14 protein-coding genes are annotated in these 14,665 nt (G+C 69.2%); 8 read left to right on the top strand and 6 right to left on the bottom strand.

Annotated features, from left to right (window positions below):
* Nucleotides 1–33 precede the first annotated feature (33 nt).
* The 3 genes from ACI3KS_RS01330 to ACI3KS_RS01320 all read left to right on the top strand — a co-directional run bounded on the left by ACI3KS_RS01330 (nt 34) and on the right by ACI3KS_RS01320 (nt 2,882).
* Nucleotides 34–1,038 (top strand): sugar phosphate isomerase/epimerase family protein, encoded by a 1,005-nt coding sequence (locus ACI3KS_RS01330; protein ID WP_404914593.1) that lies wholly within the window; start codon nt 34–36, stop codon nt 1,036–1,038.
* 66 nt (nt 1,039–1,104) lie between these two features.
* Entirely contained in the window at nt 1,105–1,581 is a 477-nt protein-coding gene (locus ACI3KS_RS01325) for a winged helix-turn-helix transcriptional regulator (protein ID WP_404914408.1), read from the top strand.
* A complete protein-coding gene (locus tag ACI3KS_RS01320; protein WP_404914406.1) occupies nt 1,578–2,882 on the top strand; it encodes an MFS transporter in 1,305 nt (434 codons plus the stop codon). The genes ACI3KS_RS01325 and ACI3KS_RS01320 overlap by 4 nt, the downstream gene beginning before the upstream one ends.
* 50 nt (nt 2,883–2,932) lie before the next feature.
* Here the strand turns inward: ACI3KS_RS01320 and ACI3KS_RS01315 are convergent, their stop codons facing one another.
* The 5 genes from ACI3KS_RS01315 to ACI3KS_RS01295 form a co-directional block, all read right to left on the bottom strand.
* Nucleotides 2,933–3,463: a GNAT family N-acetyltransferase gene (locus ACI3KS_RS01315; RefSeq protein ID WP_404914404.1), complete on the bottom strand. Its 531-nt coding sequence runs from the start codon at nt 3,461–3,463 to the stop codon at nt 2,933–2,935.
* A 138-nt stretch (nt 3,464–3,601) separates the two neighbouring features.
* Nucleotides 3,602–5,149 carry a DHA2 family efflux MFS transporter permease subunit gene (locus ACI3KS_RS01310; RefSeq protein WP_404914402.1) on the bottom strand — a complete coding sequence of 516 codons (1,548 nt, stop codon included), beginning with the start codon at nt 5,147–5,149 and terminating at the stop codon, nt 3,602–3,604.
* Nucleotides 5,146–5,757, bottom strand: coding sequence for a PadR family transcriptional regulator (locus ACI3KS_RS01305; protein WP_404914400.1), 612 nt, complete (start codon nt 5,755–5,757; stop codon nt 5,146–5,148). Before ACI3KS_RS01305 ends, ACI3KS_RS01310 begins: the two co-directional genes overlap by 4 nt.
* Before the next feature lie 147 nt (nt 5,758–5,904).
* Nucleotides 5,905–6,588, bottom strand: coding sequence for a response regulator (locus ACI3KS_RS01300; protein ID WP_404914398.1), 684 nt, complete (start codon nt 6,586–6,588; stop codon nt 5,905–5,907).
* Nucleotides 6,589–6,617: 29 nt separating this feature from the next.
* Nucleotides 6,618–7,859, bottom strand: a complete 1,242-nt coding sequence (locus tag ACI3KS_RS01295; RefSeq protein ID WP_404914396.1) for a sensor histidine kinase — start codon at nt 7,857–7,859, stop codon at nt 6,618–6,620.
* A gap of 213 nt (nt 7,860–8,072) precedes the next feature.
* On the opposite strand from ACI3KS_RS01295, the gene ACI3KS_RS01290 reads away from it, so the two are divergent.
* The 3 genes from ACI3KS_RS01290 to ACI3KS_RS01280 all read left to right on the top strand — a co-directional run bounded on the left by ACI3KS_RS01290 (nt 8,073) and on the right by ACI3KS_RS01280 (nt 11,748).
* Entirely contained in the window at nt 8,073–8,945 is an 873-nt protein-coding gene (locus tag ACI3KS_RS01290) for a DUF4352 domain-containing protein (protein WP_404914394.1), read from the top strand.
* Between the two features lie 169 nt (nt 8,946–9,114).
* The gene (locus ACI3KS_RS01285) at nt 9,115–9,978 is read left to right on the top strand and encodes a phosphoribosylaminoimidazolesuccinocarboxamide synthase (RefSeq protein ID WP_404914392.1); all 864 of its coding nucleotides are present in this window, start codon (nt 9,115–9,117) and stop codon (nt 9,976–9,978) included.
* 414 nt (nt 9,979–10,392) lie between these two features.
* Nucleotides 10,393–11,748 (top strand): uracil-xanthine permease family protein, encoded by a 1,356-nt coding sequence (locus ACI3KS_RS01280; RefSeq protein WP_404914390.1) that lies wholly within the window; start codon nt 10,393–10,395, stop codon nt 11,746–11,748.
* Nucleotides 11,749–11,959: 211 nt separating this feature from the next.
* Here the strand turns inward: ACI3KS_RS01280 and ACI3KS_RS01275 are convergent, their stop codons facing one another.
* Nucleotides 11,960–12,616 (bottom strand): TetR/AcrR family transcriptional regulator, encoded by a 657-nt coding sequence (locus ACI3KS_RS01275; RefSeq protein WP_404914388.1) that lies wholly within the window; start codon nt 12,614–12,616, stop codon nt 11,960–11,962.
* 125 nt (nt 12,617–12,741) lie between these two features.
* Between ACI3KS_RS01275 and ACI3KS_RS01270 the strand changes: the two genes are divergently transcribed.
* Entirely contained in the window at nt 12,742–13,614 is an 873-nt protein-coding gene (locus tag ACI3KS_RS01270) for a DUF1266 domain-containing protein (RefSeq protein WP_404914386.1), read from the top strand.
* Entirely contained in the window at nt 13,587–14,654 is a 1,068-nt protein-coding gene (locus ACI3KS_RS01265) for a hypothetical protein (protein ID WP_404914384.1), read from the top strand. Before ACI3KS_RS01270 ends, ACI3KS_RS01265 begins: the two co-directional genes overlap by 28 nt.
* The last annotated feature ends 11 nt before the right edge of the window (nt 14,655–14,665 follow it).

Genomic DNA, 14,665 nt, shown 5'->3' with positions numbered 1-14,665 from the left:
CGGCATGATGATCCTGACGAGAAGAGGACGATGATGTCACGACCGATCACCCTGTTCACCGGCCAGTGGGCCGATCTGCCCTTCGAAGAGGTGGCGCGACTCGCCGGCGAGTGGGGCTATGACGGCCTCGAGATCGCCTGCTGGGGCGACCATCTCGACCCGTCCCGCTGGGATGACGACGCGTATGTGCAGAGCCGACTCGACATCTTGGAACGCCACGGCCTGAAGGCATGGACGATCTCGAACCACCTCACCGGCCAGGCCGTGTGCGACGACCCGATCGACGAACGGCATCACAACATGCTGGCCGATCACGTCTGGGGTGACGGCGATGCCGAGGGCGTCCGGCAGCGCGCCGCTGAGGAGCTCAAGAACACCGCCCGGATCGCCGCCCGGCTGGGTGTCACGACCGTCACGGGCTTCACCGGGTCATCGATCTGGAAGTACGTCGCGATGTTCCCGCCCGCGACCGAGGAGATGGTGGAGGCCGGGTACCGGGACTTCGCCGAGAGATGGAATCCGATCCTCGATGTGTTCGAGGAGGTCGGAGTGCGCTTCGCGCACGAGGTGCATCCCTCGGAGATCGCCTACGACTACTGGACCACGAAGCGCGCCCTCGAGGCGATCGGGCATCGCGAGGTGTTCGGGCTGAACTGGGACCCGTCGCACATGGTCTGGCAGGACATCGACCCTGTCGCGTTCCTGTGGGACTTCCGGGATCGCATCTTCCACGTGCACTGCAAGGACACCAAGAAGCGCCTCGGCAACGGACGGAACGGCCGCCTCTCCTCGCACCTGCCGTGGGCGGATCCCCGCCGCGGATGGGACTTCATCTCCACCGGCCACGGCGACGTGCCCTGGGAGGACGCGTTCCGGATGCTGACTGCGATCGGCTACGAGGGCCCGCTCTCGGTCGAGTGGGAGGACGCCGGCATGGATCGTCTCGTCGGCGCACCCGAGGCTCTCGCCTTCGTGCGCACGTTGTCGTCGTATCGACCGGCGGATGCCGCATTCGACTCGGCCTTCTCCACGCGCTGAGAACGCCTGTTCGGAGGACACCCCTGAGGTCTTGACTTCGCCAGCTTTCTTCAAGAAAGTTGACGGATGCCGCTCCGCTCAGACTGGTCCTCGGCGACCTGTCCCATCGCCCGCTCCGCCGACGTGCTGGCCGACCCCTGGGTCCTGCTGATCCTCCGCGAGATGTTCTCGGGGCGCCTTCGGTTCGACGAACTGCGCGAGGCGACCGGGGCGGCGGACTCCGTGCTCGCCCGTCGCCTCACCTCGATGGCCGACGCCGGGCTCGTCGAGCGCGAGGGCATCGGCTCCCGAGCGGGGTATCGGCTGACGGATGCCGGCCGCGAGACGCTGCCGATCCTGCACGCCTACGCGCGCTTCTCACGCGTCACCGATCCCGACGGCCCGTGGGGACTGACGGTCTCGTGCGGGCGCTGCGGCGAGGTCGCGGCATCCGTCGACCGGTGCATCGCGTGCGATGCCCCGCTCGATGCCGACAGCGCACGGTGGGCTCGACGGAGCATGGGCGGGGCACCCTTCGCCCTGACCGGCGGAGCATCCGCATGACCGCCTCGGAGTCGCTCGGAGAGCAGACCCCGCAGCAGCGGCACCGGATCCATCCCGCGTGGCTCGTCGCCCTCGTCGCCCTGATCGCCCTCATCGGAGCAGCCGGCTTCCGAGCGGCGCCCGGTGTGCTCATGGTGCCGCTGCAGGAGGAGTTCGGCTGGTCGACCGCCGAGCTCTCCCTCGCGGTGACCGTCAACCTCCTGCTGTTCGGCCTCACGGCACCGTTCGCCGCCGCCCTGATGCAGCGGTTCGGCATCCGTGCGGTCACCGTCACCGCGTTGCTGATGATCGGGGCCGGGTCCGCGCTCAGCGTGTTCGTCGCCTCGCCGGCGCAACTCGTCCTGACCTGGGGCGTGCTGATCGGACTGGGCACCGGATCGATGGCCCTGGTCTTCGCGGCGACGATCACCGACACCTGGTTCGCGACCCGACGCGGCCTCGTCTCCGGGGTTCTCACCGCCGGGAGCGCGACCGGCCAGCTGATCTTCCTGCCGATCATCGCCTCGGCCGCTGAGGGCGTCGGCTGGCGCGGCGCCTCGCTGATCATCGCGGGCGGCGCTCTCGCCGTCGTTCCGCTCGTGCTGATCTTCCTGCGGAACCGACCCAGCGACCTCGGCGTGTCCCGATACGGCGAGACCGAGATCGCCGCACCCGCCCCAGAGCGACCTCGCGGATCGGCATGGGGCGCAGCGACGCTCGCCCTGACGACGCTGCGGGATGCGGCGAAGACGAGGACGTTCTGGGCCCTCGCGATCGGATTCGCGATCTGCGGCGCGACGACCAACGGCCTGATCGGCACGCATTTCATCCCCAGCGCGCACGATCACGGGATGCCGACCACCACCGCGGCCGGTCTGCTCGCGGTCGTCGGGATCTTCGACATCGTCGGCACCGTGTTCTCGGGCTGGCTGACCGACCGCGTGAACCCTCGCATTCTCCTCGCGGCATATTATGCGCTGCGCGGCGTCGGTCTGCTGTTCCTGCCGAGCTTGCTGTCGGCGGAGGTGCGGCCGAGCATCGTCGTGTTCATCGTGATCTACGGCCTCGACTGGGTCGCGACCGTGCCGCCGACCATCGCGCTGTGCCGCGAGGTCTTCGGCGATCGCGGCCCGCTCGTGTTCGGCTGGGTGTTCGCGGCCCATCAGGTCGGCGCCGGCATCGCCTCGATCGCCGCGGGCCTCGTCCGCGACCACACCGGGCACTACACGATCGCGTGGTTCGCGGCCGCGGGGCTGTGTGCAATCGCGGCCGTGATCAGCGGCATGATCCGTCGGCAGCACTCCGCCATCACGATGCGCTGAGCGGCGGCATCCGCTGTGCGCTCGGAGCCGCTCGAGAGCGGAAGCCTGCGTTACAGCGTGATCCAATACCGGCGCAGCCGGGCGTGCCCACGCTCGGTCTGATCGGTGACGTCCTGCAGCACGCCGCCGGCGCCCTCGATGGTGCGGAAGGATCCGACGTTGTCGTCGTCACAGGTGATCATGACCCGGTCGAGGCCGATCTCGCGCGCACGATCGAGGCCGAGCGCCAGGCCGGCACGCGCGTAACCCCGGCGGCGTCGCGACCCGCGGACGGCGTAGCCGATGTGCCCGCCGACCTCGCGCAGATACTCGTTGAGCGCGTGCCGGAACGACAGGAAGCCGACGACCTCGCCCTCGTCGACGATCCAGTACAGGTCATTGTGCACGGAATCCTCCGGCAGCTCCGCCGAGGTGTCGGCGAGCAGCGAGGCCTTCTCGATCAGCGCCTCCAGCGTCTGGCGATCACCCGTGACCGGCGCCGTCAGGCCCGAGCCGTCGATGTGTCCCGCGCCGAACTCCGCCACGGCGGCGGACCAGGAGTCGAAGAGGTCGAGGGTCGGGCGGACGAGCTGCACGGTCATACGCCCACCCCATCAGAAGCATCCGGCCGCCGCAAATGCGACCGCAGCAGCGCCAACTTCTGCGGCCGATGTCATGTTCTGCGGCCAGATCTCCAGAAACTGGCCGCAGAGCATGACGATCACCGCAAGAGGTGCGGCCTACTCGGCCTTCGCAGAAGCGGGAGCAGAAGCGGATGCCGCGTCACTCGGCGCTCCGCGCAGGAACAGCGCCGCGACCAGAGCCACGAGGATCGTGAATGCGGGCAGCAGGATCGACTGGGCCATGCCTGCGGAGAAGCCCTCGGCGACGGCATCCGGCAGCGCCCCGCCCCCGGTGATCGACCCGGCAGAAGCATCGCTGGCACCCGGAAGGTTCGCCTCGAGACGCGCCTGCATGAACGCCGCGATCGCGGCGGAGCCGATGACCGAGCCGATCGTGCGCGTGGTGTTGTAGATGCCCGCGCCGGCACCCGCCTGGCGCACCGGCAGGCGGCGCGTGGCGGTGGTGGCCAGCGGCCCCCACATGCCGGCGTTGCCGATGCCCATGAGCGCGGAGGGGAACAGGAACATCCAGATCTCCGTCTGCATGTTCACCAGAGAGGCGTACCAGAACAGGCCTCCGGCCACGAAGAGCAGGCCCGGGATGAGGATCAGTCGCGGGTCGACGCGATCGAGGATGCGCCCGGCCACCGGGGCGAGGCCGCCCGACAGCAGCGCGGTCGGGATCATGAGCAGCGCCGCCTGCGTGGGCGTGAGGCCGCGCGCGGTCTGCAGGAAGAACATCAACGGCAGCGACATGCTCGTCACGGTGAATCCGACGGCGGCGATGGCGATGTTCGACGCCGAGAAGTTGCGGTCGCGGAACAGCGCCAGCGGCACGAGCGGCTCGGATCTCGTGCGCCACTGCTGCACGATGAACAGGGCCATCACGACGAGGCCCGCGATGATCATGCCCCAGACCGAGAACGGACCCCAGATCACGCCCCACTCGTACTTCTCGCCCTCCTGCAGGCCGAAGACGAGGAGGAAGATCGCCACGGCGCTGAGCAGCACTCCGAGCAGGTCGAAGCGGTGCGGGCTGGTCGCGAGCTTGGGCACCAGGCGCCAGGCCAGCACGAACGCGATGACGCCGACGGGGATGTTCACGAAGAAGATCCACTCCCAGCCGAAGCCGTCGACGAGCAGACCGCCGACCAGCGGGCCGACCAGCGTGGCGACACCGGCGGTCGCGCCCCACAGACCCATCGCCGCGCCGCGGCGGTTCGGCGGGAAGGTGCGCGTGATCACGGCCATGGTCTGCGGCGTCATGAAAGCCGCGCCGAGACCCTGCACGGCTCGGGCCGCGATGAGGCCCTCGAGCGAGTTGGACAGACCGCACCACAGCGAGGCCGCGGTGAACAGGGCGAGCCCGATGAGGTAGATGTTCTTCGGGCCGAAACGGTCGCCGAGACGTCCGGTGATCAGCAGCGGCACGGCATAGGTGAGCAGGTACGCGCTGGTCACCCACACGACGTTGTCGAGGTTGTTGGTGTTCGGGTCGAGTGCGGTCTTGATCGCAGGGTTCGCGACCGAGACGATCGTGGTGTCGACGAGGATCATGAAGAAGCCGATGACGAGCGCCCAGAGGGCGGGCCAGGGGCTGGCCGGACGGTGTCCGGGGGCGAAGGTTCCCGTGTCGGGGCCCGTGCTCTGACGGGATTCGGTCATTGCTGTGCAGCCTTTCGCTGAGCGAGATAGCGATCTGAAGAGGTGAACGCGTCGGGCCCCCAGGGGATGCCGTCGGCGTCGAGGCGGGCGAGCAGGGAGTCCAGCCAGCGCAGTTCCGCGTCGAGGAGCGACTCCTGGCGCTCGATCTCGACGAGGACCTGCTCGGGCACGCCCTTGTCGCGCGCTCGGACGAGGTAGTCGCGGTGCAGAGCGTGGTCGTCGACCAGCGCTGAGCGTCGTTCGCGCAGGAGCGGGGTGACTTCCGCGCGCTCGAGATTGTGGGCTTCGGCGAGCGCGATGCGGAAGTCGGCGGGTCGATCGATGCGGGGCAGCTCACGCCGGAGCCAGGCACGGATCGCCTCGATGCCGGCATCCGTCACCGCATACGTCGTGCGCTCCGGGCGATTGCCGTCGCGGTCGATGCCGACCTCGACGAGGAGGCCGCACTTCTGCAGGCGTCCGACCGTGTGATAGAGCGTGCCGTTGGTGACCGGGAGGAGTCTGTCGTCGTGACGACCGCGCAGGAGGCGCGCCATCTCGTACGGATGCATGTCGCCCTCCTGCAGGAGAGCGAGCACCATCACACCCAGGGGCGTGAGGCGGCTCATCGCGTCTTTCATGAATATCCCACCTCGTATAGTCCAGGTGGACTATACGCCTGTTCGGGGGTGCCGAGCAAGGCGGAGCGGCGCGGGCGCGGGGCGGCGCGTGACGCGGGCGCGACGCGGCGGCGGATGCCGAGCCGCCCAGTCCGTTCAGACTTCGGCCGGCCCTAGCCCTGCCCGCTCGACGACGACGCCCACCTGTACCCGGTTGCGCACCGCGAGCTTCGCGAACACCTGCTCGAGATGCGTCTTCACGGTGCCGGCCGAGATGTGCAGCCGCGCTCCGATCTCGGAGTTCGTCGCCCCCGAGGCGACGCCGACCGCGACGTCGCGCTCGCGCTCGGTGAGGCCTGCGAGCCGCTCGACCGCCGCCTGGCGCCCGGCTCCGCCCTCTGCTCCGACAGCACGGCGCACCAACTGCGCCGTGCTCTGCGCCGAGAACACGGTGTCTCCCGCAGCTGTGCGGTGCACGGCCTCGACGATGCGCCCCGGAGCCTCGTCCTTGAGCAGGTACCCGCTCGCCCCGGCGGTGAGCATCCGCATCAGCTGTCCCTCGGAGTCGAAGCTCGTCATCGCGACCACGCGCGACGAGGTCTCCGCGACGATCTGCGCCGTGGCCTGGGGGCCATCCATGACCGGCATCCGCACATCCATCAGCACCACGTCGGGACGGTGCCGGCGCACCAGTTCGATGGCCGCCGCTCCATCGGGCGCCTCACCGACGATCTCGATGCGCGGATCCACGGCGAGCACGAACCGGAAACCGCTGCGGATGAGCGGTTCGTCATCGACGAGAAGCACGCGCACGCGCTGCTCGGGGTCGACGGTGGTCACCCGTCGAGCTTAGCGACGGGCCATCGACCTCAGCCGCGTTCCTGCCAGGGCAGCGTGACGTCGACGATGTAGGTGCCGTCGTGCGCGCCGATCCAGGCCTCGCCTCCGAGCATCGCCGCCCGCTCGCGGATGCCGAGAACGCCGTTGCCCCCGCCGGGCACCGTTCCGCCGGATGCCATGCCGAGCGTGTTCACGACCCGCACCCGGCATCCGTCGGCCGGGGTCACGGCGACGTAGACGTCGATGTGGGAGCCCGCGGCGTGCTTCATCGCGTTCGTGAGCGACTCCTGCACGATGCGGAAGACCGCACCGTCGAGCATCGCGCCGGCCCGCTCGGGCGACTCGATGAGGATGAGCGACGTCACCGACTGCCCGCGCGTGCGAGCGTCGGCGATGAGGCTGCCGATCGCGCGCATCGTGACCGGGGCGGCCGAGGCCGCAGGGTCGCTGCGCAGCTCGCCGATGAGCCCGCGCATGTCCTGCAGCGCCGCGTGGGTCTGCTCGCGCACCGTACGCGCCATCTCGCTCGCGTCTCCGGTGCCGGCGACCGTCTCGAGCGCCCCCGCGTGCAGTGACACGACCGAGAGACGGTGGGCGAGGGCGTCGTGCATGTCACGGGCGATGCGTTCGCGCTCGGCCTGGCGCACGGTCTGCTCGCGGAACGCATCGGCTTGCTGCGTCGCGATCACGACGCGCTGCTCGCTGCGGTCGACCTGCGCGCGCGACCGCGCGACCACGACGACGGCGGTCGCGATGCCCAGCGAGATCGCGGCAACGACGAAGGGTCCCCAGACCCACGCCGGGTCGTCGACGGCGATCGACGAGGAAAACATCCACGGCAGCGCCAGCCCCCAGGGCGCGAAGGCTTCGCGCGCCGCGAAGAGTATGACTCCGCAGGCGACCAGGATGCCGACCGTGCGCAGCATCCGTGGTCGCATTCGGACCACCCGCACTGCTGCCACGAGCAGGAGCAGATAGGAGATGCCGATCACAGCGAGCACGCCGCCGGCGATCAGCGGCAGGAGTGGCACGCGATCGACCCAGATCAGCGAGATCCAGGCGGCGATCGCGAGCAGGACGAGCGGGGCGACGAAGCTCGTGGCCCGGACCTCCTCGCCGCCATCGACCGGCACGAGCGTCGCGGCGCCCGGCACATTGACCACGGCGTACGTGTCGACGAACGCGCCGAAGACGATCAGCAGCGTCCGGCCGCTCACCCTGCGGGCGCGACGCAGACCACGCCGGTCGCTCGCAGGGGTCGGGGTGGTCATCCCCCGAGCGTATTGCCCGGCCCCGACATCTCTCGCCCGCCGGGTGGGGGAATCCTCCTCCCCCGATCGGCAGAGGCGTGAGTGGCCGCTGAGGGGATGCCGTACCACTCGACCGGTCGCGACGATGACTCTGCGGTCGACACACCGCTCGCCTCGGCCGGACTCGACTCTCGGTCGTCGCATCGTCCCCATCCACAGCAGAAGGAAGCTCCCATGACCGACGACAACCCCAGCCAGATCCCGCCGTCCGCTCCCGTGGCCGGCGGTGCCCCGCCCGCCTTCGCCCCCGACACGGCGCCGAAGGCCGCCCCGACGCGCAACGTCGTCGGGCTCGTCTCGATCATCCTCGCCGCGATCGGATTCGCGCTGGCGATCATCCCGCTCCTCGGCATCGTCGGCTGGCCGCTGCTCGTGGCGGCACTCGTCCTCGGCATCGTCGGTCTCACCCGCAAGGGGCAGCCGAAGACCACCTCGATCGCGGGCCTCATCCTGTCGGTGCTCGCGATGATCCTCGCACCGATCATCGCGATCGCGATCCTCGCCGGATCCGCGAGCTCCTCGGAGCCGACGAACGGCGACGAGAGCGACGCACCCGCAGCAGTCGAGGAGCAGCCTTCGGCGGAGAGCCCCGGTGATGCGCCCGAGGAACCCGCCGCCGAGGAGCCGGCACCCGAGGAACCGGCGTCCGGCTCCGCCACGCCTCTCGGCACCGCGGCAGACGTCGACGGCATGTCGATCACCGTCACCGGCGTCGAGACGGGCATCGCCAACGTCGGCAGCGACACCTTCGGCGAGGCGGCCCAGGGGCAGTTCGTCCTGGTGCACGTGTCGGTGAGCAACACCGGAATGAAGCCGGACAGCTTCAACTCCCTGGCCGTCACCGTGTTCGATGACCAGGGCAGGGAGTTCTCCGCCAGCTCCTCCGCCGCTCTCTACCTCGACGACGGCTCGGTGTTCTTCGAGGACGTCAACCCCGGCAACACCCTGAACGGGACGATCGTGTTCGACCTTCCCGCAGGTGCCGTGCCTACGACTTTCGAGTACGACCCGCTGTTCGGTTCGAAGGCCACGCTCGCACTGCGGTGAGCGCAGGGTGGGGGCGGGCGACCGCCCCCACCCTGCTCACGTCCGTGTCGCCGCTGACCGATCACCGTTCGACATGCCGCCGCCTTCCCTCTGCTCGAGCATCACCCGGATCGAGACCTCCGGCACCCGGGTTGACATCGCGGCGCGTCGGGGCCGCGATAATGAACGGGTGAGCGAAGCACTGAGCATCCCCGGCTGGCGGCACGTCTACTCCGGCAAGGTCCGCGACCTGTACGCCTCGACGGATGCCGAGGACACGCGCATCCTCGTCGTCGCCTCCGATCGGGTGAGCGCCTTCGACTTCGTGCTGTCGCCCGGCATCGCGGAGAAGGGTGCACTGCTCACGCGCCTCAGCCGCTGGTGGTTCACGCAGCTCTCCGACGTTCCGAACCACCTCGCCGAGGGCGAGATCCCGGCATCGGTGGCGGATCGGGCGATGCTCGCGCAGTCGCTCGAGATGCTGCCGATCGAGTGCGTGGTGCGCGGTTACATCACCGGATCGGGCTGGGTTGAATACCAGGAGAGCGGGACGGTCTGCGGCATCCCCCTCCCCGAGGGGCTCAAGAACGGCGACCGGCTTCCCGAGCCGCTGTTCACCCCCGCGTACAAGGCGCCGATGGGCGAGCACGACGAGAACATCACGTTCGAGAAGACCGTCGAACTCGTCGGAGCCGAGCGTGCCGCCGAACTGCGCGACGCCTCGCTCGCGATCTACTCCCGCGCCGCGGCGATCGCCGAGGAGAAGGGCCTCATCCTCGCCGACACGAAGTTCGAGTTCGGAACGGATGCCGAAGGCACGCTGCGCCTGGCCGATGAAGTGCTCACGAGCGACTCCTCGCGCTACTGGGATGCGAACGCCTGGAACACCGGGGTCACCCCCGGCCAGCGGATGGCGAGCTTCGACAAGCAGATCGTGCGCGACTGGCTCGCCGCCAACTGGGACAAGCAGGGAGAGCCGCCCGCGCTGCCCAGCCACATCGTCGAGCGCACGACCGCGCGCTACCGCGAGCTGATCGAGCGCCTCGGAGCCTGAGCGCCTCTCGCCGGGGCCTTCCCCGGCATCCGCTCGCCCCATCCCGGCATCCGCCCCCCACCCCGGCATCCGCCCGTCACTTTGTCGGGTCGATGCACGTGATGTCGGGTCAGAACACGCTTTCTCACCCGACATTCGTGATTCGGCCCGACATTCCGCATGACAGCCGGTCCCGGCCGCCGTTCGTCGGTTGCTGAGAGCCTCTTCCCGGTCGTCGAGCGCCCTTCGACGGTTCCTGAGCGTCCTTCGTCTCGCTTCGCTCGCTCAGGATCCGGAGCGCCAGCGACGAGACGAAGGGCGCTGCGCTCGCTCAGGGACCGGAGTTGCGACGGCTCGGCACCGACACTCAGCCGAAACACAGGAATCGGTAGTGTTGCTCCAGCACTCCCGCACCCCGACATCTGAGGAGCCCGCATGGCCCTGTGGAACATCCACGGCAACGGACGGACGGTCGCACCCGGCGCCGTCGTCACACCCGAAGAGCGTCTGAACTGGCCCGCCACCATCGCGATCGGCGCACAGCACGTCGTCGCCATGTTCGGTGCCACGTTCCTCGTGCCGACGCTCACCGGCTTCCCCGTGTCGACGACGCTGCTGTTCAGCGGTCTCGGCACCCTGATCTTCCTGCTGCTGACGAAGAACCGCCTGCCCAGTTACCTCGGCTCGTCGTTCGCGTTCATCGCCCCGATCACCGCCGCCACCGCCACGGGCGGCACGGGCTCGGCGCTCGCGGGCGTGGTGGCCGTCGGCATCCTGCTGGCGATCGTCGGTCTCGTCGTGCAGTTCGCCGGCCTCCGTTGGGTCGACGCCCTGATGCCCCCGGTCGTCGCCGGCGCGATCGTCGCGCTCATCGGCTTCAACCTCGCGCCCACCGCGTGGAACAACTATCAGCTCGACCCGGTCACCGCCACGATCACGCTCGCCGCGATCATCCTGTTCGCGGTGCTGTTCAAGGGCTTCCTCGGGCGCATCTCGATCTTCCTCGGTGTCGCCGTCGGCTTCATCTGGGCCGCGTTCAACGGTTCGTTCGACGTGCCGAGCGACCTGCGCGGCGGCAAGACCCCCGCAGAGCTCATCGCCGACGCTCCGTGGATCGGCCTCCCCGAGTTCCACTTCCCCGACTTCGTGCAGCCCAGCACCTGGTCGACGATCGCGATGTTCCTGCCCGTCGTGCTCGTGCTCGTCGCCGAGAACATCGGACACGTCCGCGGTGTCGCCACGATGACCGAGAACCCGGAGGTCAACAAGCAGACCGGCCGCGCGCTCATCGCCGACGGTGTCGCCACGACGATCGCCGGCGGCTTCGGCGGCTCGGGCACCACGACGTATGGCGAGAACATCGGCGTCATGGCCGCGACCCGCGTCTACTCGACCGCGGTCTACTGGGTCGCCGGTGTCATCGCGATCCTGCTCGCGTTCTCGCCCAAGGTCGGCGAGGTCTTCAACTCGATCCCCGCCGGTGTGCTTGGCGGCGCGACCACCGCGCTCTACGGACTGATCGGCATCATCGGCATCAAGATCTGGGTCGACAGCCGCGTGGACTTCTCCCGTCCGGTGAACCAGTACACGGCTGCCGTCTCGCTCGTGATCGGCATCGCCGGCTTCTCGATGAACCTCGGCGACTTCGCCTTCGGCGGCATCGTACTCGGCACGGTCGCGGCTCTCGTCATCTACCACCTCGGCAACCTCATCGCCCGGGCGCGCAAGACGGGCGCCGACGACCCCAATCCCCTCGAGGCGGTCGGACCGCTGGGCGGCGACCCCGCCTGAGTCGGACTCGAAGATCCCGGATGCTGCAGCTGCGGCATCCGGGATCTTCTGCGTTGGCCCTCCGTCGCGCCCCGCATGCTCCACCCGCGTGAAGTTCCGCGGCCATTCTCACTTTCTGCGGCCACATCCACCCGCACAGGCCGCAGAACATGACATCAGCCGCGAAAGTTGACCCCGCGGCTGCGCCCGCCACCCGCAGATCGCAGTCCCGTCAGACCGCCGCGCCACTCGCGCGCGGACGCGGCTCGCCCTCGGGCGCTGCGAGCTCCGGACGCAACGGGGCGGTCGGCTCCGGCAGCCCGTAACGGGCGTGCACCCACCGTCGTGCGGCCTCGAGCGGATAGGTGTCGCCGAACACCGAGTACTTCACGAACACGCCCTCGAGCGTGCTGCGCAGCATGATCTCCTCCAGAGCGGGATCGGATGCTCCGCGCGCGCGGAACACCGCACGCACGGCATCCTCCGCCGCGGTCGCACCCTCGGCGTGCCGCTCCTCGGACTCCGCGAACAGCCGATGCGTGGCCGGCTGCTGCTGGATCGCGATGATCACCCTCTGCAGAGGCACTGCGTACGCCGTGGCGCGGAGAGCGTCGTCGATGATGGCGGCGAGGATCTCGTCGGGAGTGCCGGTGCTGTGCGCGAAGCCCAGCACGGTCTCGAACCAGCGATCGATCACGGCGGCGACCAACTGCTCCTTGCCGCCGAAGTGATAGCTCACGAGGCCCTGCGCGACACCGGCGCGAGTGGTGATCTCGGCGACGCTCGCCCCCGCGACGCCGCGCTCGGCGAAGACCTCGATCGCCGCCTGCAGCAGGTTCTCCCGCGAGCGCGCGCTGGCCGCGCGGTTCTGCTCATCGGAGCGTGCCATGCCGCGACCTCCCTCATCGATATGCCGGTTCGTCTTTTGGGGAGACGACCGTGGCGTATAGATTACTCACTGAATACCCGTTCAGCTTACGGATCCCCGTCCGTACCTCCCGCCCTGGAGACCCCATGCGTCCGTCTGCCCGCCTCGACCTCAACGACCTCGGCTCCCTGCTCGAATGGCTTCTCAGCCAGTGGTGGGTGTGGGTTGTTGTCGGCGTGGTCGTGCTGTTCTTCCTGGTGATCTGGCTCATGCCGGCCTCGAAGGTCAAGCCGTCGGACAAGTTCTCGACGTCCGACCGCGAGGCGAATGAACTCGCCCTGGGCTTCCTGCAGATCCGCAACCTCCCTTCCGGACCGTGGAACGACCCGACGGCATCCGATCTCACCGATCGCGAGAAGAAGACCCTCGTCGACCAGTGGAGTGTGCACTCCCGCCAGGACTGGCTCGACAACATCGAGCGGCTCACGACGGTGCGTCGCCGGCGCGAGGTGTGGGTGCTCTATCTCGCTGTGCGGAACGAGGTCGCGCAGCGCCTCGGCCGCGTGCCGAAGACGAAGGAGTGGCTGTCGGCGATCGTCGACGAGGGCGGCGACAAGCGCGACGCGCGCACCTTCGTCTCCGCCATCGAGTCGATCGAGGCCCAGGTGCGCAAGCTCGTCGGCAAGGACATCGTCACCCCCGGCCTTTTCGTGCGCACGCTCGACGGCTACGCGGTCGGCCAGGCCGTCGCGATGGCCACCTGGGGTGTCGCACTCGGCCACGGAGACGTCGCCGAGGCCCGCCAGATCATCCATCGCATCAACGTCGACGCGCGTCCCGCATTCGAATCGTGGGCCGATTTCGGTCTCAGTTACGTCACGGGCCGGATCATGCACTGGACCGACGGCAACCTGGACGACAAGTCGTTCGACCGCTACGGCGACAGCTGGCCGGAGTTCAAGGCCGCCGCGACCGCCAAGCGCAACGGCCCGTGGGCGACTCTGCCGTGGCGTCTGTAAGCGTCGACCTCGACCCCCTCCGCCGCGGGGCAGGCCTCGGCGACATCCTCGCGTACGAGCGCATCTGCCGGATCCCCCTGCACCGCAGATTCCTGTTCCTGCTGATCGCCGTGCTGCTGTTCGCCGCGGCCATGCTCGTGGGGCTCTGGTTCCTCGGACGCACCGACATCCTCGCGGTGGCCCCCGTGCTCGGCGTCGTCGTCGTGGGGTACTCGGTGCTGGCGGCCGTCGGCTTCGTCTGGCATGCGGTCGGTCTGAGCCGCCGGGTGAAGATCGCGTCGTTCGCTTGGCGGAACGGATGGGCCTACGCCGACCTGCTCGAGCACACCCGCCGCCCCGGCGCGGCGTTCACCCGGGTCGTGCGCGGACAGGAACGGGCGGTCGTCGCGAGCGATGACGAGCGGATGCCGTTCGAACTCGGTCTGCATCACTCGGTGTCACGCGGCCAGAGTGCCGCCACCGTGCAGCGTCCGTTCGCTTTCGTCGAGCTGCCGCTGCCGTCGTCGGTTCCGCACATCGTGCTGGCGAACCGGCGGCGCAGCATCATCCCGACGCTCGGGCTCGGTCGAGGTGCGGCGACGCTCGAGCTCGAGGGCCACTTCGCCAAGACCTTCCGGCTGCTCGTGCCCGAGGGGTACGAGCCGGATGCGCTCTACATCTTCACGCCCGACCTCATGGCGCGGGTGCTCGACCTGGGATCCGGCGCCGAGATCGAACTCGTCTCCGACCGTCTGTACGTCTACCTTCCGGGATCGACGCGCTTCGACCGGGCATCGACGATGGCGGCGGTGCTGACCCTCGCCGAGGAGTTCCACCGCCGCTTCGCCGCGCGAACAGCGCGGTACCGCGACGATGCTGCCGGCGAGCTCGCGGCCAGTGCGGGCATTGCCGTCGGTCTCCGTGGCCAGCGGCTCGGCGGCCGTGGAGTCTCGCTGATCGCCGTGGCCGGCACCGTCGGAGTGATCCTGCTCTCGGCCGGCGTCATGGCGTTCTCGCTGTTCGGCGGCGACCTGCTCGCTCAGCTCACCGGAGCCGGCTGACACACAGGCCC

Origin of the sequence: Microbacterium sp. ZW T5_45, from assembly GCF_044987415.1 — a bacterium.
Classification (GTDB): Bacteria; Actinomycetota; Actinomycetes; order Actinomycetales; family Microbacteriaceae; genus Microbacterium.
This window is presented reverse-complemented; position numbering and strand designations above follow the sequence as displayed.